The 20,230-nt window shown below is 69.7% G+C and carries 16 protein-coding genes; 6 read left to right on the top strand and 10 right to left on the bottom strand.

Going from position 1 to position 20,230, the window contains the following annotated elements; genetic code table 11:
- Positions 1-42: 42 nt before the first annotated feature.
- Positions 43-447, top strand: coding sequence for a hypothetical protein (locus AB0H84_RS33150; RefSeq protein ID WP_357613038.1), 405 nt, complete (start codon positions 43-45; stop codon positions 445-447).
- A 27-nt stretch (positions 448-474) separates the two neighbouring features.
- Here AB0H84_RS33150 and dop read toward each other — a convergent pair whose 3' ends face one another.
- The 4 genes from dop to AB0H84_RS33130 form a co-directional block, all read right to left on the bottom strand.
- The gene (dop, locus tag AB0H84_RS33145; RefSeq protein WP_357613035.1) at positions 475-1,989 is read right to left on the bottom strand and encodes a depupylase/deamidase Dop; all 1,515 of its coding nucleotides are present in this window, start codon (positions 1,987-1,989) and stop codon (positions 475-477) included.
- An 86-nt stretch (positions 1,990-2,075) separates the two neighbouring features.
- Positions 2,076-3,173: an acyltransferase gene (locus tag AB0H84_RS33140; protein ID WP_357613032.1), complete on the bottom strand. Its 1,098-nt coding sequence runs from the start codon at positions 3,171-3,173 to the stop codon at positions 2,076-2,078.
- Between the two features lie 418 nt (positions 3,174-3,591).
- Complete coding sequence (arc, locus tag AB0H84_RS33135) at positions 3,592-5,355, bottom strand: proteasome ATPase (protein ID WP_357613029.1); 1,764 nt, start codon at positions 5,353-5,355, stop codon at positions 3,592-3,594.
- Between the two features lie 204 nt (positions 5,356-5,559).
- Positions 5,560-6,411 (bottom strand): tRNA (adenine-N1)-methyltransferase, encoded by an 852-nt coding sequence (locus AB0H84_RS33130; RefSeq protein WP_357613026.1) that lies wholly within the window; start codon positions 6,409-6,411, stop codon positions 5,560-5,562.
- A 55-nt stretch (positions 6,412-6,466) separates the two neighbouring features.
- Between AB0H84_RS33130 and AB0H84_RS33125 the strand changes: the two genes are divergently transcribed.
- Both AB0H84_RS33125 and AB0H84_RS33120 read left to right on the top strand, forming a co-directional pair.
- A complete protein-coding gene (locus AB0H84_RS33125) occupies positions 6,467-7,558 on the top strand; it encodes a GNAT family N-acetyltransferase (protein ID WP_357613023.1) in 1,092 nt (363 codons plus the stop codon).
- 194 nt (positions 7,559-7,752) lie between these two features.
- A complete protein-coding gene (locus AB0H84_RS33120; RefSeq protein ID WP_357613021.1) occupies positions 7,753-8,250 on the top strand; it encodes a hypothetical protein in 498 nt (165 codons plus the stop codon).
- A 710-nt stretch (positions 8,251-8,960) separates the two neighbouring features.
- On the opposite strand, the gene AB0H84_RS33115 is transcribed toward AB0H84_RS33120, so the two are convergent.
- Both AB0H84_RS33115 and AB0H84_RS33110 read right to left on the bottom strand, forming a co-directional pair.
- Complete coding sequence (locus AB0H84_RS33115; protein ID WP_357613018.1) at positions 8,961-10,457, bottom strand: FHA domain-containing protein; 1,497 nt, start codon at positions 10,455-10,457, stop codon at positions 8,961-8,963.
- Between the two features lie 345 nt (positions 10,458-10,802).
- Positions 10,803-11,936: a site-2 protease family protein gene (locus AB0H84_RS33110; RefSeq protein ID WP_357613015.1), complete on the bottom strand. Its 1,134-nt coding sequence runs from the start codon at positions 11,934-11,936 to the stop codon at positions 10,803-10,805.
- Between the two features lie 115 nt (positions 11,937-12,051).
- Here AB0H84_RS33110 and AB0H84_RS33105 point away from each other — a divergent pair, with 115 nt between their 5' ends.
- The 3 genes from AB0H84_RS33105 (at position 12,052) to AB0H84_RS33095 (ending at position 15,202) form a co-directional block, all read left to right on the top strand.
- The gene (locus tag AB0H84_RS33105; RefSeq protein WP_357613012.1) at positions 12,052-12,912 is read left to right on the top strand and encodes a RecB family exonuclease; all 861 of its coding nucleotides are present in this window, start codon (positions 12,052-12,054) and stop codon (positions 12,910-12,912) included.
- Positions 12,913-13,346: 434 nt separating this feature from the next.
- Entirely contained in the window at positions 13,347-14,522 is a 1,176-nt protein-coding gene (locus tag AB0H84_RS33100) for a sensor histidine kinase (RefSeq protein WP_357613009.1), read from the top strand.
- Positions 14,519-15,202 carry a response regulator transcription factor gene (locus tag AB0H84_RS33095; RefSeq protein WP_344995576.1) on the top strand — a complete coding sequence of 228 codons (684 nt, stop codon included), beginning with the start codon at positions 14,519-14,521 and terminating at the stop codon, positions 15,200-15,202. The genes AB0H84_RS33100 and AB0H84_RS33095 overlap by 4 nt, the downstream gene beginning before the upstream one ends.
- A 96-nt stretch (positions 15,203-15,298) precedes the next feature.
- On the opposite strand, the gene AB0H84_RS33090 is transcribed toward AB0H84_RS33095, so the two are convergent.
- The 4 genes from AB0H84_RS33090 to AB0H84_RS33075 form a co-directional block, all read right to left on the bottom strand.
- Positions 15,299-16,318 carry a dipeptide ABC transporter ATP-binding protein gene (locus AB0H84_RS33090; RefSeq protein ID WP_357613006.1) on the bottom strand — a complete coding sequence of 340 codons (1,020 nt, stop codon included), beginning with the start codon at positions 16,316-16,318 and terminating at the stop codon, positions 15,299-15,301.
- Positions 16,315-17,343: an ABC transporter ATP-binding protein gene (locus AB0H84_RS33085; RefSeq protein ID WP_357613003.1), complete on the bottom strand. Its 1,029-nt coding sequence runs from the start codon at positions 17,341-17,343 to the stop codon at positions 16,315-16,317. The genes AB0H84_RS33090 and AB0H84_RS33085 overlap by 4 nt, the downstream gene beginning before the upstream one ends.
- On the bottom strand, positions 17,340-18,353 hold the full coding sequence (locus tag AB0H84_RS33080) for an ABC transporter permease (RefSeq protein WP_357613000.1): 1,014 nt from the start codon (positions 18,351-18,353) through the stop codon (positions 17,340-17,342). The genes AB0H84_RS33085 and AB0H84_RS33080 overlap by 4 nt, the downstream gene beginning before the upstream one ends.
- 93 nt (positions 18,354-18,446) lie before the next feature.
- Positions 18,447-20,213, bottom strand: a complete 1,767-nt coding sequence (locus AB0H84_RS33075) for an ABC transporter substrate-binding protein (RefSeq protein ID WP_357612997.1) — start codon at positions 20,211-20,213, stop codon at positions 18,447-18,449.
- Positions 20,214-20,230: the final 17 nt, after the last annotated feature.

The following is a 20,230-nucleotide window of genomic DNA, read 5'->3' as shown; positions in this document are numbered from 1 at the left end:
AAACTATCTAATATAGGAGTCCGTACACACAAGGAGGTTCGGATGTCCCCCCAGTCCCTGAGCATGGCAGGTGTGCTCCTCATCACAGTCCCGGGTGTGGCCTTCGGCGGCGTCACCCTGCTCAAGTTCCTGATGCGGAACGTCCCCGGCTACGCGGACAACCCGGTCCGGCGCGGCCTGTGGCGCGCCGGGCATGCCCATGCGGGCGTGCTGGTGCTGTTCGCCCTGGTGGCGATGCTCTACGTGGACCAGGCGGCCCTGCCGGACGGTGTGAAGGCTCTGACGCGGGTGTTGATCGTGGCCGCGCCGATCCTGATGCCGCTTGGTTTCTTCCTGTCGGTGGTGCGTCCTGGTGACACGAAGCCGAGCAGATTGATCTGGTTGACGGTGGCGGGTGGGGCGTGCCTGGCGGCGGGCACGCTGACGCTGGGTGTGGGGCTGCTGTAGGGGTGGCCGCCGGTCAGTCGCCGCCGGTCAGTCGCCGCCGGTGAGGGCGGCGACGAGGTCGGCGGCGGTGCGGCAGCGGTCGAAGAGTTCGCCGACGTGGGCTTTGGTGCCGCGCAGCGGCTCGAGGGTCGGCACTCGCTGGAGGGATTCGCGGCCGGGGATGTCGAAGATGACGGAGTCCCAGGATGCGGCGGCGACGGATTCGCTGTATTGGCGCAGGCAGCGGCCGCGGAAGTAGGCGCGGGTGTCGGTGGGCGGGCTTTCGACGGCGCGCTGGACTTCTTCCTCGGTGACGAGGCGCTGCATGCGTCCGCGGGCGACGAGGCGGTTGTAGAGGCCGCGGTCGGGGCGGATGTCGGAGTACTGCAGGTCGACGAGCTGGAGCCGGGGGTGGGACCAGGAGAGGCCGTCGCGGGAGCGGTAGCCCTCGAGGAGCTCTAGTTTGGCGACCCAGTCGAGCTCGCGGGAGAGCTGCATGGGGTCTTCGGCGAGGCGGGTGAGCACGGATTCCCAGCGGTCGAGGATGTCTTTGTTCATCTCTTCCTGGGCGGTGCCGCGCTCTTCGACGTATTTGCGGGCCTGCTCGAGGTATTCCATCTGGAGCTGGACGGCGGTGAGTTTGCGGCCGTCGCGCATGGCGATCTCGTAGCGGCAGGTGGGGTCGTGGGAGACGGCTCTGAGGGCTTGTACGGGGTTTTCCACGGCGAGGTCGCGGGTGAGGAAGCCGTCTTCGATCATGGCGAGGACGAGGGCGGTGGAGCCCAGCTTCAGGTATGTCGAGATTTCCGACATGTTGGCGTCGCCGATGATCACGTGGAGCCGCCGGTACTTCTCGGGGTCGGCGTGCGGTTCGTCCCGGGTGTTGATGATGGGCCGCTTGAGCGTGGTCTCGAGGCCGACTTCGACTTCGAAGAAGTCGGCCCGCTGGCTGATCTGGAAGCCTTCGCCGCGTGAGTCCTGGCCGATGCCGACTTTGCCGGCGCCGACGACGACCTGGCGGGAGACGAAGAAGGGGGTGAGGTGCCGGACGATGTCGGCGAAGGGGGTGGCGCGCCGCATGAGGTAGTTCTCGTGGCAGCCGTAGGAGGCGCCTTTGGCGTCGGTGTTGTTCTTGTAGAGCTGGATGGGCGCGTTGGAGGGGATGGCGGAGGCGCGGGTGGCGGCGTCGTACATGACGCGCTCGCCTGCCTTGTCCCAGATGACGGCTGCCCGGGGGTTGGTGCATTCGGGCGAGCTGTATTCGGGGTGGGCGTGGTCGACGTAGAGCCTGGCGCCGTTGGTGAGGATGACGTTGGCGAGGCCGAGGTCCTCGTCGGTGAGCTGGGTGGGGTCGGCGACCTCTCTGGCGAGGTCGAAGCCGCGCGCGTCGCGGAGCGGGTTCTCCTCTTCGAAGTCCCACCGCGCCCTGCGCGCGCGGGCCGCCGAGGCGGCCAGGTAGGCGTTCACTACCTGGGAGGAGGTCACCATCGCGTTGGCGCCTGGCTGGCCGGGTACGGAGATGCCGTACTCGGTCTCGATGCCCATCACCCGACGCACCGTCATGCAACACCCTCTGTTCGTCCGGATCTGCCTATCCGCCGTTTATATGCCCGAGCCTATGCCCTTCACAGTGCCCCAGGGTCACAGAGTTATGGCACCGACGCCTTTTCCACCTGTACGGCGGGAGCTGATGTGGTTTGTGGGCGTCTGCGGGGCTTGAGTAGCCGCTGGATGGGCCGTTCGGCAAAGGAGTACACGAGATACGACACCAGTACGGCCGTCAGCACGGTCACGGTGGCGGTGGCCCAGGGGGGCAGGTGGCCGGTGAGCAGGGGGATGAGGGCCACCGCGAGCACGCTATGGAGGAGGTAAAGCGGGTATGTCGTGCCGCCGAGCGCGGTGAGCGTTCTGGACGGTTTGAGCCGGAGCAGTCCGAGCGCGACGAGCGACATCAGCACGAAGATCAACGTGAGGGTGATGATGACGCTGATGTCGGTGACGGGCATGTTCTTGAACCCGGCGCCGTCGATGCGCCGGTGGACGCGGCCGAGCGCGGAGTGGATGGACAGGCCGTATCCGGCGGCGACGTAGAGCCAGGGCAGCCAGGCGCTGCCGTGTTTGTGGATGAGGTACAGGGCCATGCCGGCGGCGAAGTAGGGCGCGTAGTCGGGCATGATGATCTCGCGGACGACCTCGTTGTCGAAGAGCTGGGCCTCCGCGAGCAGTTTGACGGCCAGGGCGGCGACCAGCCAGAGGCCGGTGAACGCGAGCACGCGCCCGTACGTGACACCGATGATCACGAGGGTGGCCATCAGCAGGTAGAAGCGGAGCTCCGCCCAGAGCGACCAGTAGACGCCGCTGGCGTCGGTGACCTTGAACAACCGCTGGAACATGGTGGCGTTCAGCAGGTATTCGCCTGGTGAAAGTTTTGGGTCGAGCGCCTTGGCGCCGGTGAGCCCGTAGAGGGCGGCGACGGCGCCGAGGCTGAGCCAGTACGCGGGGTAGAGGCGGACGAGCCGGGAGCGGGCGAACGCGCCGAGCCCGCGCCCCCAGACGGTCATGAGGATGACGAACCCGCTGATGATGAAGAAGAGCTCGACGCCGAGGATGCCTAACCCCGCGATGGGCGCCAGCGCCGGGAAGAGCTCGGCGGGCCGGTCTCCCCAGACGGAGGCGTACGCGACCAGGTAGTGGAAGGCGACGACGGCCAGGGCGGCGAGGAAGCGCAGGAGGTCGAGCTCGGCCAACCGGCCGTCCCCCCGAGCATGCTTGGGCCGGTTGGGTGCGTGCACGCCCCTTTTGACGTCACATCGATCACTTTGGTTCCCTGAACCTCAGGAGTAACAGCTCTGCCTGCACGATCACGCGGTCACGTACGGCGGGGCTCCAGGGCCCACTGTGAGCCTCGGTCGCGCCTGAGGAGTCGTGGGGGCTCTGGGTGATTTCGGCGCGCCCTGTGCGGCTTTCAGAAGCCTGCGACGGCCACTGAGGGCGGCGCGGGTCCGGTGGTGTCCGGGCGCGGGTCCGGTGGTGTCCGGGCGCGGGTCCGGTGGTGTGCGGGCGCGGTCGCTTCCGGCTGCCTGAGCGTGCCAGACCTCGTCGAGGGTGGCGGGGATGCGGACACGCGAACGGGAGGGCCGTGGCAGGCCCTCCCGTTGGGCGGTGTTACAGGTACTGGCCGGTGTTGGCGACGGTGTCGATGGACCGGCCGGCTTCGGTGCCCTGCTTGCCGGAGACGAGCGTGCGGATGTAGACGATCCGCTCGCCCTTCTTGCCGGAGATGCGGGCCCAGTCGTCGGGGTTGGTGGTGTTGGGCAGGTCCTCGTTCTCGGAGAACTCGTCCACGCAGGCCGTGAGCAGGTGCTGCACCCGCAGGCCCTTCTGGCCGGTTTCGAGGAACTGCTTGATGGCCATCTTCTTGCCCCGGTCGACGATGTTCTGGATCATCGCGCCGGAGTTGAAGTCCTTGAAGTAGAGGACTTCCTTGTCGCCGTTGGCGTAGGTCACCTCGAGGAAGCGGTTCTCCTCGCTCTCGGTGTACATGCGCTCGACGACGCTCTGGATCATGCCCTGGATGGTGGAGTCGCGGGAGCCGGAGTGCTCCGCCAGGTCGTCCGGGTGCAGCGGGAGGTCGGCGATGAGGTACTTGGAGAAGATGTCCTTGGCCGCCTCGGCGTCCGGCCGCTCGATCTTGATCTTGACGTCCAGGCGGCCGGGCCGCAGGATCGCCGGGTCGATCATGTCTTCGCGGTTGGAGGCGCCGATGACGATGACGTTCTCCAGGCCCTCGACGCCGTCGATCTCCGACAGCAGCTGAGGGACGATGGTGTTCTCCACGTCGGAGGACACGCCGGAGCCTCGGGTGCGGAAGATCGAGTCCATCTCGTCGAAGAACACGATCACCGGGGTGCCCTCTGAGGCCTTCTCACGGGCCCGCTGGAAGACCAGGCGGATGTGCCGCTCGGTCTCGCCGACGTACTTGTTGAGCAGCTCGGGGCCCTTGATGTTGAGGAAGAAGCTCTTGCCTGACTGGCCGGTCTTCTCCGCGACCTGCTTGGCCAGGGAGTTGGCGACGGCCTTGGCGATGAGCGTCTTGCCGCAGCCGGGCGGGCCGTACAGCAGCACGCCCTTGGGGGGCCGGAGCTTGTGCTCGCGGAACAGGTCGGCGTGCAGGTAGGGCAGCTCGATGGCGTCCCTGATCTGCTCGATCTGCCTGCTGAGGCCGCCGATCTCCTCGTAGGAGATGTCGGGGACCTCCTCCAGCACGAGCTCTTCGACTTCGGACTTGGGTATGCGCTCGTAGACGTAGCCGGAGCGGGGCTCGAGCAGGAGCGAGTCGCCGGCCCTGATGGGCTGGCCGACCAGCGACTCGGCCAGTCGCACGACGCGCTCTTCGTCGGCGTGCGAGATGACCAGGGCCCGCTTGCCCTCGTCGAGCAGTTCTTTGAGCATCACGATCTCGCCGACCTCTTCGTAGCCGAGGGCCTCGACCACGTTGAGTGCCTCGTTGAGCATGACCTCCTGGCCACGCCGCAGCGAGTCGACGTCGACGGCAGGGCTGACGTTCACGCGGAGCTTGCGGCCGCCGGTGAACACCTCGATGGTGCCGTCTTCTCTGGCCTCGAGGAAGGTGCCGAAGCCGGATGGCGGCTGCGCCAGCCGGTCGACCTCCTCCTTGAGAGCTACGATTTGGTCCCTGGCCTCCTTGAGTGTGGCCACCAGGCGCTCGTTCTGGCCGGTCACGGCCGCGAGATTCGCCTGTGCCTCATGGAGACGCTCTTCGAGGACCCTGGCCTGACGGGGTGACTCGGCCAGCTTCCGCCTCAGCGCGGTGATCTCCTCCTGGAGGAAGGAGACCTGTGTTGAAAGATCAGCGACCTCCCGTTCGCGCTGCGCGGCTCGAGCCTCAGCATCATCGCGAGCTGCCACGCCCCGTCACCTCCTTCCCAGTCGAGGGCGACTACTAAGGACCTTACCTATCTCGGGCCCCTCCGTAACCTGGCCGGGCAGTGTTCGTAGAGTGACATTCAGTATTCGGTGATTAATCCTCAATCGTGCGTTTAATACTCCCAGCACATGCACACGGGAATCTGTTCCCGTGTCACGCACCAACGCACCCTCGTGGCCAAATTGTCATAGTTCTTCGGTGGTCCCCTTCGGTCGACGGCGTCTCGGCGGGGGCGTCACTCCGTCCGCCATGCGGCGGGCGGAGACGAGGAAGCCCGTGTGGCCGATCATCCGATGATCCGGTCTGACCGCGAGTCCTTCGACGTGCCAGTCGCGAACCAGGGTCTCCCACGCATGCGGCTCGGTGAAACACCCGTGATCGCGAATCGTCTCCACCGTCTTGGACATCTGCGTGGTCGTGGCGACATAACAGCAGATCACGCCGCCGGGCGTGAGCGCCTTGGCGGCGGCGTCGACGCACTCCCAGGGGGCGAGCATGTCGAGGATCACGCGGTCCACGTCGACCTCGTCGATGGAGGCCACGAGGTCGCCGACGACCAGGCGCCAGTTGGCGTCCATGGGGTCGCCGTAGAACTTCTCGACGTTCTTGCGCGCCACGTCCGCGAACTCCTGGCGCCGTTCGTACGAGGTGACGTGCCCGTCGGGGCCGACGGCGCGCAGCAGGAAGCACGTCAGCGCGCCGGAGCCGACCCCGGCCTCGATCACCCGCGCGCCCGGGAAGATGTCGGCCATGCCGACGATCATCGAGGCGTCCTTGGGATAGATGACGGCCGCGCCGCGCGGCATGGCGAGCGTGTAGTCCTGCAGCAGGTGGCGGAAGGCGAGGTATTGGGTGCCCCCCGAGGAGCGCACGACGGAGCCTTCAGGCTGCCCGATCAGGTCGCTGTGCGGGATGGCGCCCTTGTGGGTGTGGAAGACGCCGTCCTCTTTGAGCGTGATCGTGTGGCGCTTGTTCTTGGGGTCGGTGAGCTGCACCTGATCCCCCGCCCGGAAAGGCCCATGCCTGCGGAAACCCATGGTCGCAAGGTTATAGGGCTTTCGGGCGGCTCCGGACGCACGGTATCTATGGGGGATGCTCTCGCGCGACGTGATCTCGACCGGCCCCCTCATTCTGCGGCCTCCCACGGAGGAGGACGCGGAGGCGATCGTCAAGGCGTGCGACGATCCGGCGACGGCCAGGTTCCTGCCGATGATGCCGTCGCCGTACCGGATGGAGGACGCCCTCGCCTACGTACGGGATGTACCGGCGACGTGGGAGGGCGGCGGCGCGGTGTACGCGATCACCGAGAACGACCGGTTCGTCGGCTCGATCGGGGTCCGGCCGCCCGACCGGGACGGCGCGATGGAGATCGGCTACCTCGTGGCGCCGTGGGCGCGCGGCAAGAACGTCGCGGGGACGGCGGTGCGCGCGGTGACGGACTGGCTGTTCGACCAGGGGGTGCACCGGGTCGAGCTGCGGGCCGAGGTGGAGAACGTGGCCAGCCTGCGGGTGGCGTACAAGACGGGCTTCCATGAGGAGGGGCTGAGGCGGGACGGCCGGCGGCTGCGCGACGGCCGGTACGCCGACGTGGTGTGGTTCGCCCGCCTCGCGGGGGACGCGGTCCCGGCGGCGGAGCCGTACCTGCCGTTCTTCGAGGGCGGGGAGCTGAGCGACGGGGTGGTGCGGCTGGCGCCGATCGCCGTGGAGGACGCGGCCGACTACCACCGGATGCTGGCCGACCCGAGCGTGGCGCGGTACCACGTCGGGCCGCCGAGCACGCTGGAGGACGACGAGCGCCGCTGCCGCTACACCGGCTACTGGTGGGCCTCGGGGCAGCGGATCGAGCTGGCGGTCAGGGACGCGGCCTCGGGGGCGTTCGCGGGGCACGTGCAGCTGACGCAGGTCGTGCATGTGCTGGGGCAGGCCATGGTGGGCTACTCCCTGGTGCCCGAGTACCGGGGGAAGGGGTTCATGTCGCGGGCGGTCACGATGCTGGTGGACTGGGCGTTCGCGAACACGGCCCTGCACCGGATCGTGGCCGGCACCGACACGGAGAACGCGGCCTCGCACCGGGTTCTGGAGCGTTCCGGGTTCAGCAGGGAGGGCGTGCATCGGGAGCTGTTCGTCAGGGCGGACGGGACGCGGGCGGACGACGTGGCGTGGTCGCGTCTGCGGCCGTCGTGACAGGACCCTCGTGACAGGGTCGTGGGGATACGGTGGCCGCGGCGCAACCTGGGGACGTTCGGGGTAAAAAATCCGGATTTCCGGTTGAGGGCTAGTCAAGGGGCGCGTCGGGGGCGATAGTCAGGGCACCCGCCCTTGAGGTCGCGCGATCGGGCCGCGCGATCCCACTCCCCCTCCCCGGAGGGACCACCGCGATGCCATACAACCGTGTCGATGTCGCCATGCGTGAACTCATCGCCTCGTTCTCCTGTCTGGAGGCCGCGAACCTCGTTGATCGGCTGGCGAGAGGCGCCGCCGCCGTCACGGGCTCGGCCTACGCGGGGTTCGTGCGCGTGGACGCGCTCCGGCTGGAGACGGAGCCGATCCACCTGTACGGGCCTCCGGGCGATCCGCTGCGCGTGCGCCGCTGGCTGGCCGAGTCGGGGGTGCTGAAGGAGCTCGCGACGTCGCCGGCGACCGTGCGGCTGGCGCACGACGTGACCGTGGGCGAGCCGGGTTTCCTCGCCGCTCCCGTACCGCTGGCGACGCGCGACCACACGTTCGTGTGGGTCGCGGGGCGGGCGTTCGAGGACGCGGACGAGCACCTGCTGAGCCGCTTCGCCACGGCCGCGGGGCGGGCGCTGGAGGCGGCGAGCGGGCTGGAGGCGGCTGTGCGGCTGCTGCGCGGCGTACGAGCCTTCCGCCCCCGATAGCCCCCGTTTGGGCGGCGTGTGCCGCTTTGACACGGCGCACGGCGCACGGCGATAAGCCTTCCGGCCCCCATAGCCGCCCGCTCAAGGCGGTGTGTGCCGCTTTGACGCCGCGTACGGTACGAAGCTTCCGGCCCCGCCAACCGCGCTGTCACGCTCACAAGGCCGCCGGCTCTGGTCCTGACCTGACCGTGCCCGATCGGCTCGGCGCGGGGCGGGCCTGCAGGCGCTCTGGCCCTCCGCGCGGGCGCCTGAGGCGGCGCGCCGTCAGCCCACGCCCACATCGGCCGTGATCGACTTCCACGCCACGGCGTTCATCGAGGTTCCGTTTCGCGGGGCCGCGGAGAACGCCGGACGGGTGCAGGACCCGATCCCATGACCCGGCGGGAGGCGGGCTGCGCGACGGCTGGGTGCCGGCTGGGCGGGGCTGCGCTGCAGCTGGCGCGGGCTGGACTGCGGCCGCGAGATCCTGAGCGCACGAGCCCGGCACGACGCGGCGCGGGCGGCACGACGCGGCACGCGGGCAGCACGAGCGCAGCACCCGGGCAGCACGAGCGCAGCACCCGGGCAGCACGAGCGCAGCACCCGGGCAGCGCGGGCGGCACGAGCGCAGCAGGCGGGCGGCACGAGCCCGGCAGCAGGCGGGTGGCATCGCCGTACGCATGCGAAACGCCCGCGCCCCGGGCTCGGGACGCGGGCGTTCGTGAGAGGGCTTACCCCCGGTGCGCCTCGAAGCGGAGGGTGCGGGAGACGCCGACCCGGACCGTCGTCCCGGGGGCGATGGTGACCGGTTCGTTCGGCGGGATGTCGTAGAAATTGGGGTCACCCGGCGGCTGGATCTGGGTGCCGTTGACCGAGCCCAGGTCGACCAGGTTGACGTCCCACCCGTCCAGCGCCACCCGCAGGTGGCGGCGCGAGACGGAGCCGTCCGGGCTCGTGACCTTGGCGGGCCTGGCGCTGCCGCCGGCCACCTCGGGCGCCCGCTCCGGGTCGCGGCCCAGCAGGTAGTCGCTCTCCAGCGGCAGCGCGGTGCCGTCGTCGAGGATGAGGACGCCGAGCGACGGGCGCGGCCCCTTGTAGGGGACGAGGGTGCGCTGGACCAGCGCGATGCCGCAGACGGCGCAGTAGGGCGAGCGGGGGTCGTTGAAGTGGTCGTTCTTGCAGTCGACGCCGTAGACCAGGGGGCGGTCGCCGTGCTCCTGCTGCTCCTGGGGCGGCTGGCCCGGCTGGTCGAAGTGGTCGGGGGTGCCGAGGACGGGCGGCGCGGCCTGGTCGAAGTGGTCGGGCGCGCCCATGGGCTGCGGAATCGGCTGGTCGGGGAGGCCGTTGCCGGAGGGCGGCGGCTCGTCGTACGACGGGAACTGCTGCTCCGGCAGGGACGGCGGCTGATCCTGCGGCGGCGGGAAGAAGGGCGGGGGCTGGTCCTGCGGCGGACCGAACGGCGGCTGGTCCTGCGGGGCTCCGAACGGCGGATGGTCCTGCGGAGCGCCGAACGGGGGCTGATCCTGCGGCGCGCCGAACGGCGGATGGTCCTGCGGCGCGCCGAAGGACGACGGCTGCTCCACGGGTGCGGGCTGCGGGCCCGACGGGGCCCCCTGCATGACCGGCGGCTGGTCGGCCAGCGGGTAGGGAGGCCGTTCCACCGGCGCGGGCGGCTGGACCAGGTCGGCCTCGATGTGGATGGCCGTGGCGGGCATCTCGCTGGTCAGTGGCCTGGACGGGGCGGGCGCTGAGGGCTGGTCGGCGAAGTCGCCGATGAGGCCGCCGCCGTGCACCACGCCGCCTTCGAGGCGGACCGCGGGGTGCGGGTTGCCCGCGCCGGGCAGGCTCAGCTCGACCCGTTCGACCGGGCCGGAGACGAGCCGGTCGGCCCAGGTGAGCGAGTCGCTGCCGGCCAGCCGCGTGTCGCCGCCGAGGGTGGCGATGTTGGCCGCGGCGGAGCCGCTGACCAGGACGGCCACTCCCCCGCCCACAGGGCCTGCGACCGCGCATGTCGCCGGGTCGCCCGCCATGTTGGCCGCCAGCACCTGCGCGGCCCGACGGGCCAGCGCCCTGCCGTCGCCGCCGGACGCGGCCGTCTCGCGCAGCGCGTCGAGCAGGTCGTCGGCGATGGACTCGCCGGCGTCGCAGACCAGCAGCAGCCCGCCCACGTAGGCGACCAGCCCGTCCCCAGGAAGCGGGCGCACCACTCCGAAGCCTTGGTCGGTCATGCGTCCTCCCTCATGACGACCGCGCTGCGCTGCTCATAGGTGCCCTCGCTGCGCTCGGTCACTCATCTCTCCTCCCCGGAAGCCGGCGATGTTACGGCACCTGCACTGCCGTGCTGGCCCCCAGCCATACGCATACCCAGACGAAGAGGCCGCGTCCCGGCCTCCTGGTCTCCATTCGGTGAACAGGGTGGGCCGCAACAAACCCCTCAACTGTGCAAGTTTGGCCAAACAGAACACTATCGGCCAGTCGTCGCATCGCAGAAATCGCCGGAGTCGGCTCCAGGCCACCCGAAACTGCTGGACACGACCCTAGCCCGGGGTCGCCGCTTAAACGAGTGGGACAAATCAGACGCCTGTGAACACCCGGTTCACATCCGCCGTGGAGAGCACGCCGTAGATCTCGCCGCCGCTCTCCACGAGCAGGTACTCGCTGCCCGGGGCCTCCCGCATGGCGTCGATGAGCGGCTCGCCGGCCAGGTCGGCCCGGAGCACCATGGCGGGCTCCAGGGACTTGGCGACGGAGCCGACGTTCACCCAGGGGCGGCGGTGCTCGGGGGTGGCCTGTACGGCGGCCTCGTGGACGATGGCGAGGGGCTCGCCCTCGTGGCCGATCACGACGATGGCGCCGGCCCCGCGCTCGGTGGCCTGCCGCAGCGCCTCGGACAGCGGCGTCTCGGCGGTCACCGGGATCGCCCTGCGGGCCAGGGCGCGCGCGTTGACCCGCGGGATCCTCGCCCGGATCTTGGCCACGCGCAGCGACTGGGAGGCGCCGAGCCAGATGAAGGCGGCCAGCACGAAAGGCCAGATCAGACCGAGACCGAGCTCCTGACCGGCTCCCAGCGTCGTGGTGATCGAGTACACGACGAGCGCCACGGCCAGCACCCGCCCGCCCCAGGCGGCCACGACGGTGCCGGAACCGGGGCTCTTGGTGAGCTTCCACACCCCGGCCCGCAGCATCCTGCCGCCGTCGAGCGGCAGCCCGGGCAGCAGGTTGAAGACGCCGACGATGAGGTTGGAGACCCACAGCTGCCAGATGAGCACCTCGGCGATGCCGCCGCTGTTGATCACGTAGACGTCGGCGGCCAGGCCGAGCCCGCCGAGGCCGAGCGAGAGCACCGGCCCCGCGGCGGCGACCATGAACTCCTTGCCCGGCGTGGGCGGCTCCTTCTCGATCTCCGACACGCCGCCGAGCAGGTACAGGGTGATCCTGCGCACCGGGAGGCCGTACCCCTTGGCGAGCACGCTGTGGGCCAGCTCGTGCAGCAGCACCGACACGTACAGGAGCACCGCGAACGCCAGCGCCACCGCGTACGCGGCCACGTTGTCGAGGTCAGGCAGCCTCTCTTGGAAGACCGGGCCGAAGCGCCAGGTGATGAACACCGCGACGATGAACCACGACCACGAGACGTACACCGGAATGCCGAACGGCTTCCCCATCCGAAGACCGGAGAATTCCTGCTGGGGGCTCTGCTCGCTCACCGCACTCCTCGAGCGTCCATTACGTGCTGTTGCTGCCTTGATGCTACGCGCCTGAGGGAGCGATCATCGTTCCGCGGAAGCCATTCTGTCGTGGTCTTGACCTAGAGTGCGGTGCATGACGTTGACCGAACCGGTGATCATCGGAGCTCTCTCCCCGTCCCGGGCGGGCGACTTCATGACATGTCCGCTGCTCTACCGCTTCCGGGTGATCGATCAGCTCCCCGAGAAGCCGTCGCCGGCGGCCGTGCGCGGCACGGTGGTGCACGCGGTCCTGGAGCGCCTCTACGACCTTCCGGCGCCGCGGCGCTCGGTCCAGGCGGCGATGGAGCTGCTGGAGCCGCAGTGGCAGCGGCTGCTGGGCGAGGACCCGCAGTACGCGCAGATGTTCGCCGACGAGGCCGAGCAGGCGGAGTGGCTGGCGCAGGCGCGCGGCATGCTGGAGCGCTACTTCACGCTGGAGGATCCGACGCGGCTCGAGCCCGCCGAGCGCGAGCTCTACGTGGAGGCGGTCCTCGACGGGGGGCTGATGCTGCGGGGCTACGTCGACCGGCTCGACGTGGCGCCGACCGGCGAGGTCCGGGTGGTCGACTACAAGACGGGCAGCGCGCCGGGGCCCGACTTCGAGGCCAAGGCGCTGTTCCAGATGAAGTTCTACGCGCTGGTGCTGTGGCGGCTGCGCGGCCGGGTGCCGCGGCTGCTGCAGCTGGTCTACCTGGGCGGGCAGGGCGAGGTGCTGCGGTACGCGCCGGACGAGGCCGACCTGCTGGCCACCGAGCGCAAGGTGATGGCGTTGTGGGCGGCGATCGAGCGGGCGCTGGAGTCGGGCGAGTGGCGGGCGCGCCGGAGCCGGCTGTGCGACTGGTGCGATCACCAGGCGCTGTGCCCGGAGTTCGGCGGCACCCCGCCCCCGGTCCCCGACCGGCAGCCCGGCGACACGGTGCGCGGCCACCGCCGCTCGGCCACCGACGAGCTCTGACCCCCGCCCCTACGGGCGCCCCTTACGGGCGCACAAGTCCCCGCCTCCGGTCCGCCTTGTGAGCGCCGGTACGGCGGGACGATGTGCGGCGCGGCTCGGCGCAACGCGTACGGCGCCCAGCGGCGGCGCAGCGGGCCGCTGATGCCCTGGCGGTCCTTGCGAGCCCATCCCGCACCGGTGCACGTCGTTACGTGCGCCCAGTCGCCCCGCGAAGGCGGGCGCCGCCACGTGAGCCGAGTCGCCCCGCGAAGGCGGGTGCCGTCACGTGAGCCGAGTCGCCCCGCGAAGGCGGGTGCCGTCACGTGAGCCGAGTCGCCCCGCGAAGGCGGGTGCCGTCACGTGAGTCGAGCGCGGACGGCGGGTGGAGGCCGTACGGGTGGTAATCCTCCCGAGGGAGGAGGTTACGGGCTCTCACCTGGCCCTACAGTGAAGCGGTGCGCATAGACCGGACCACGTTCCACGACACGGTGCTCGCCGGAGTGGTGGCCGCGGCGTCGGTGGCGCTGTTCGTGCTCTACGCCCCGGAGCGGCCCTCGGCGGAGGGCCTGCCGGTCGAGGGCGTGCGTGCGCCGGACCCGCTCGGCGGGGTGCTGCTGGTGCTGGCGTGCGTTCCCGTGGCGGTGCGCAGGCGGTGGCCGCTGGCCGCCATGTGCGCGGGGCTGGTCCCGGAGACGTTGCTGGCCGTGCTCGGCTACGGCACCGCCATGTCGGGGCCGGCCGAGCTGGTGCTGCTCTACACGGTGGCGTCCTGTCGCGGGCTGGCGGTCGCGCTGGGCGGGCTGCTGATCTCGCTGGCGGCGTACACGCTCGGCGCGCTGGCGGGCCCGGTCAGGGCGGTGAGCTGGAGCGAGCATCTCGTGGTGGCCGTGGTGCTGGTGGCGGTGTGGGGCGCGGGCCGGAGCCTGCGGCTGCGCCGGGCGTACCTGGACGAGCTCAAGGACCGGGCCGAACGGCTGGAGCGGGCGCACGACGCCGACACGAGGGCAGCCAGGGCCGAGGAGCGCTCCCGGATCGCCCGCGAGCTGCACGACGTGGTCGCCCACCACGTCAGCGTGATGACCGTGCAGGCGGCGGCGGCGCGCCGGGTGCTGGCCTCCGATCCCGACCTGGCGCGAGAGGCGCTGTCGGCGATCGAGCACACGGGCCGGATGGCGATGACCGAGATGCGCAACATCGTCGGCGTGCTGCGTACCGACGCCCGGGCCGAGCTGGGCCCGCAGCCCGGGGTGCGGGACCTGCCCGCGCTGGCCGAGCAGATGCGCGAGGCCGGGCTGCCCACGCGGCTGCTGGTGGAGGGGGATGCGCCGCCGCTGCCCGCGGGCGTCGATCTGGCCGCCTACCGGCTGGTCCAGGAGGGTCTGACGAACAGCCTGCGGCACGCCGGACCGGGGGCGAAAGCCGTGGTGACCGTCCGCCACGACCCCCATGAGCTGGACGTACGGGTGGAGGACGACGGGCTGGGCGTGGCCGGGCCGTCCTCGCGCTCCGGGCACGGTCTGGTGGGGATTCGCGAACGGGTGGAGCTCTATGGTGGAATCCTCAGCATCGGTCCGCTGCCGGGGGGCGGTTTCGAGGTGCGGGCGAGGTTCCCGCTGAAGGACGGCCAATGACGATCAGAGTGCTGCTGGTGGACGACCAGCCGCTGCTGCGTACGGGATTTCGCCTGATTCTGGAGGCCGAGCCCGACATCACGGTGGTGGGCCAGGCCGGCGACGGCAAGGACGCGATGGAGCAGACACGCGCGCTGCTGCCCGACGTGGTCCTCATGGACATCCGCATGCCCGGGGTCGACGGCATCGAGGCGACCCGCAGGATCGTGCGGGAGGCGGCGCCCACGGCGCATGTGCCCAAGGTGCTGGTGCTGACGACGTTCGACCTGGACGAGTACATCGTGGAGGCGCTGCGCTCGGGGGCCTCCGGGTTCCTGCTGAAGGACGTGCCGCCGGACGAGCTGGTGCAGGCGATCCGGGTGGTGGCGGCCGGGGACGCGATCGTCGCGCCGAGTGTGACGCGGCGGCTGCTCGACAGGTTCGCCACGCGGCTTCCCTCGGCATACGAGCAGCCCGCTCCGGCGCGGCTCGACCGGCTGACCGAGCGGGAGCTGGAGGTGCTGCGGCTGATCGCCAAGGGCATGTCCAACGCGGAGATCGCGGCCAAGCTCGTGGTGAGCGAGACGACCGTCAAGACGCACGTCGGGAACGTGCTGACCAAGCTGGGGCTGCGGGATCGCGTGCAGGCCGTGGTGCTGGCGTACGAGACGGGGCTGATCACCCCCGGCACCTATTCCTGACCCAGGCGCAGGCGCCGCACGGGGTGCTCAGTGGCCTGCGCGCGGCCCGATCGAGGCCCACACCGCGTACGGCGCGGGGTGGGCCTGGAGCCGAGGTCAGGAGGCCTTGGCGGGGGCGGTCGCCGGGGCGTTCTCCGGGAAGTGGCAGGCGACGCGGTGGCCGCCGGCCAGCTCCTCCAGCGGCGGCTCGATCTTCTTGCAGATCTCCTGCGCCTTCCAGCACCGCGTGTGGAAGCGGCACGCCGGCGGCGGGTTGAGCGGGCTGGGCACGTCGCCCGTCAGGCGGATGCGCTCGCGCTCCTTGCGGGCCTTCGGGTCCGGCACGGGCACGGCCGACAGCAGCGCGTTCGTGTACGGGTGCATCGGCGAGGCGTAGAGCTGCTTCCGGTCGGCGATCTCGACGATCTTGCCCAGGTACATGACGGCCACCCGGTCGCTGATGTGCCGCACCACCGACAGGTCGTGGGCGATCACGACGTAGGTGAGGTCCAGCTCGTTCTGCAGGTCCTCGAGCAGGTTGACGACCTGGGCCTGGATGGACACGTCGAGCGCGGAGACCGGCTCGTCGGCGATGATCAGCTTGGGCTTGAGCGCGAGCGTGCGGGCGATGCCGATGCGCTGCCGCTGGCCGCCGGAGAACTCGTGCGGGTAGCGGTTGTAGTGCTCGGGGTTGAGCCCGACCAGGGCGAGGATGTCCTGGACTGCCCGCTTGATGCCGTGCTCGGTCTGCACGCCCTGGATGCGGAACGGCGCGCCGACGATGGTGCCGACCGTGTGGCGGGGGTTGAGCGACGAGTACGGGTCCTGGAAGATCATCTGCATGTCGCGGCGGAGCGGCCTGAGCTTGCCCTGCCCCATGTGCGTGATGTCCTGGCCCTCGAAGATCACCTTGCCCGCGGTGGGCTCGATGAGCCGGGTGACCAGGCGGCCAGTGGTGGACTTGCCGCAGCCGGACTCCCCCACCAGGCCGAGCGTCTCGCCCTTGAACACGTCGAAGCTGATCCCGTCGACGGCCTTGACGGCGCCGACCTGGCGCTTGAGCAGGCCCTTGGTGACGGGGAAGTGCTTCTCCATGCCCTGCACGGAAAGCAGCGGCTCTTTCGTCGGCTCGGTCACTGGGTCTCCAGCAGTGGCTTGATCTCGTTCTCCCACAGCTCCCGCCGCTCCGTCCTGTCCATGTGGCAGCGCACCAGGTGGCCGCCCTCGGTCTGGAGCAGGCCGGGCACCTCGGTCCTGGCCTTGCCCCCGGTGCGCTCGGCGTACGGGCAGCGGGGATGGAAGGCGCAGCCCGGCGGCACGTTGATCAGGGACGGCGGGGAGCCCTTGATCGGCAGCAGCCGCTCGGTGGGCTCCCGGTCGAGCCGGGGCATCGATCCCAGTAGACCCCACGTGTAGGGGTGCTCGGGACGGTAGAAGATGTCGTCGGCGCTGCCGTACTCGATGCACTTGCCGCCGTACATGACGAGGATGTCATCGGACAGCTCGGCCACCACGCCGAGGTCGTGGGTGATGATGATCAGCGCGGAGTTGAACTCGCGCTGCAGGTCGACCATGAGGTCGATGATCTGGGCCTGCACGGTCACGTCGAGCGCGGTGGTCGGCTCGTCGGCGATGAGCAGCTCGGGGTCGCACGACAGCGCCATGGCGATCATAGCGCGCTGGCGCATGCCGCCGGAGAACTCGTGCGGGTAGGAGTCGACGCGGCGCTGCGGCTCGGGGATGCCGACCCGGCCGAGCATGTCGATGGCGTGCTTCTTGGCCACCGCCTTGGTGACCTTGTTGTGGATGCGGTACGCCTCGATGATCTGGTCGCCGACCGTGTAGAAGGGGTGCATCGACGACAGCGGATCCTGGAAGATCATCGCCATCTTCTTGCCGCGCAGCCCGCGCACGTGCTCCTGGGAGGCGCCGACGAGCTCCTCGCCGTCGAGCCAGATCTCCCCGGAAATGTTGGCGCCCTTGCCCTTGTGCAGGCCGAGGATGCCGAGGCTGGTCACCGACTTGCCGGAGCCGGACTCGCCGACGATGCCGAGCGTCTTGCCGCGCTCGAGGTCGAACGTCAGCCCGTCGACGGACTTGACCAGGCCGTCGTCGGTCGGAAAGTGGATCTTGAGGTCCTTGACCTGCAGAAAGGGGCTCACGCCAGCCTCACCCTCGGGTCCACGACCGCGTAGAGCAGGTCGACGATCAGGTTGGCCAGGATGATGAAGGCGGCCGCGACCAGGGTGACGCCCATCACCTGGGGAAGGTCGTTGCGCTCGATGGCGTCCCTGGCGTACTTGCCGATGCCGGGCAGCGAGAACGTGCTCTCGGTCAGCACGGCGCCGCCGAGCAGCAGGCCCAGGTCCAGGCCGAACATGGTCAGCACCGGGGTGAGCGTGGCTCTCAGCCCGTGTTTGAGCACCACGGCCCGCTCGGGCAGGCCCTTGGCTCTGGCCGTGCGTATGTAGTCCTCGGACATGGTCTCGAGCATGCCCGCCCTGGTGAGCCGGGCGTAGCCGGCGGCGTACAGGAAGGCGAGCGTGATCCAGGGCAGCATCAGGTTGCTGGCCCAGGTGAGCGGGTCCTCGCTGAACGGGACCCAGTCGGCGACATCGCCGACGAGGCCGAGCTGGTCGCGGAAGATGGCCAGCGAGACGATGCCGGTGAAGAAGATCGGCAGAGAGACGCCGGCCAGGGCGACGCCCATGGAGAGGCGGTCGAAGAAGCTGCCGCGCCGCAGCGCGGACACCACGCCGGTGGCCACGCCGAAGATCACCCACACCACGGCCGCGCCGAGCGCCAGCGACAGGGTGATCGGGATGCGGTCGAGCAGGTCGGGCAGGACCGGGTTCTGCGTGACGTACGAGTAGCCGAGGCAGGGCGCCGGGCACAGCTCGACCCCGGGGCCGTAGTTGCGCTCCACGCCGACGAAGATGCCCTTCACGAACCGCCCGTACTGGACGACCAGCGGGTCGTAGAAGCCCAGCCGGATCGCGGTCTCGTGGATGACCTGGTCGTTGGCGGCCTTGCCGACGTACCGGGAGGCGAGGTTGTCAGCGGACATCCCAGCGAGCCGAGGCACGAGGAAGAAGATGGCGAACGTCGCGATGCTCACCACGAAGAGCAGCATGACGGCCGCTATCAACCGTCTGAGAATGTATGTGAACACTGATCTCGGCCATGGCGGCCGGGCCTCGTGAGCCCGGCCGCCGGAGCCTTCACCTGCTTTCGACGTACGTGTCCGGCGGGGCCGCCTGACCTGCTACTTAGTGCCCAGCGTGAGGTACTCGTACATGCCCCAGTTCTGGCTGACGAAGACGTTCTTCAGCGTGGGCGGCCGGTAGAACAGGCCGTGCGCCCAGACGTACGGGAGGATGAACGCGGAGTCCATGACCTCCTTGTCGACCGCGGCCCAGATGGCGTTGCGCTTGGTGGCGTCGGTCTCCGCGGCCGCCTGGTCGATGAGCGCGTCGATCTTGGGGTCCTTCACGCTCAGGTTGGTGTTACCGGCGTCGCGGATGACGCGGCTGTCGACGATCTGCTGGAAGAAGCCGAAGCCCTCGGGGTAGTCGGCGCCCCAGCCGTAGACCATGAGGCCGAGGTTGTTCTTCTTGGCGAAGTCGGGCTTGCCGGCGTACAGCTTGAAGTAGTCGCCCTGCGGGTAACCCTTGATCTCCAGCTTGATGCCGACGCGGCCGAGCGACTGCTGCAGCGACTCGGCGGTCAGCTTCTCGGCGGCGCGCTCGTTGCGGTAGGAGATGGTGGTGCTGAAGCCGTTGGGCTGGCCGCAGGCCGCCAGCTCCTCCTTGGCCTTGGCGACGTCGCCGGTCGGGTTGGCCTCGACGCCGTACGGGTCGATCTTCTGGTAGCCGGTCATCTTCGACGGCATGAGGCTCAGCGCGATGTCGCCGCCGGCGTCGGGGCCGCCGTAGGCGCCCTGGAGCGCGGAGCGGTCGGCCGCGTACATCACGGCCTTGCGGCAGTGGATGTTGTCGAACGGCTTGACGTCACCGTTGATGTTGGTGAACCAGGTCCGGTCGATCGGGGCCGAGTCGGCGTACTGCTTGACCTTGGGGTCGGTCAGGACCGTCTTGCGGGCGTTGGCCGCGACACCGGTGCTGTTGATCTTGACGTCGATCTTGCCGGAGAGCAGACGCTGGTCGAGGTCGTCCTCGTTCTGGCCGAGCAGCACCTCGATGGAGTCGTTGAGCTGCTTGCGGTTGGGGTCGGTGGCCGGGTCCCAGTTGGGGTTCTTCACGAGCTCGATGCGCTTGGTGAGCTCGTGCGACTTGAACATGTAGGGACCGGTCGAGACCGGGTGCTCCTTGTACTTCGAGCCGGTGTCCTTGGCAGCGGGCACGGGGGCCGTCTGCGGGAGCATGGCGAAGTAGTCGAAACCGCCGTAGGCCTTCTTCAGGTGGAAGACGACGGTGTAGTCGTCAGGCGTCTCGACGGCCTTGAAGTCGTCGAGCTTGTCCTTCATCTTGTACGGGCCGGTGTAGCCCTGCAGGTCCAGCCAGTCGTTGAAGTAGGTCGGGCCGCTGGGCAGGATGTCCTTGTCCAGGGAGCGGGCCACGGCGTACTTGACGTCCTTGGCGGTGACGGGGGTGCCGTCCTCGAACTTGATGCCCTTGCGCAGCTTGTACGTCCACGTCTTGCCGCCGTCGCTGGGCTTGCCCAGGTCCTCGGCCAGGTCGCCGACGAGCTGCAGGCCCTCCTCGCCCGGCACCGGCTTGAACATGGTCAGCGCACGCGTGTAGAAGCGGGAGAAGTTCCAGGCGTAGCCGTAGTACTGGTCACCCGGGTCGACCGAGTCGAAGTCGCCGGGCATGCCCATGTGGAGCGTGCCGCCGGTCTTGTCCGACGGGTTGACGACCTGCGTGACGCCCGCGTTGTACTGGCTGGCGGGCTTGTCGTCACTGCCGCTGCCGCCGGTGCTCTTGCTGCCGCCACCGCCGCCACACGCGGACACGACCACGGCGAGAGTGGCGGTCATCGCCACCGCCGACGCCTTTGATCTTATCTTCATCGACCTGACACACCCCT

It is taken from the genome of Nonomuraea sp. NPDC050786, from assembly GCF_040654115.1.
GTDB lineage: Bacteria > Actinomycetota > Actinomycetes > Streptosporangiales > Streptosporangiaceae > Nonomuraea.
The sequence above is the reverse complement of the archived record's forward strand: the minus strand, read 5'-3'. Positions and strand labels throughout refer to the sequence as shown.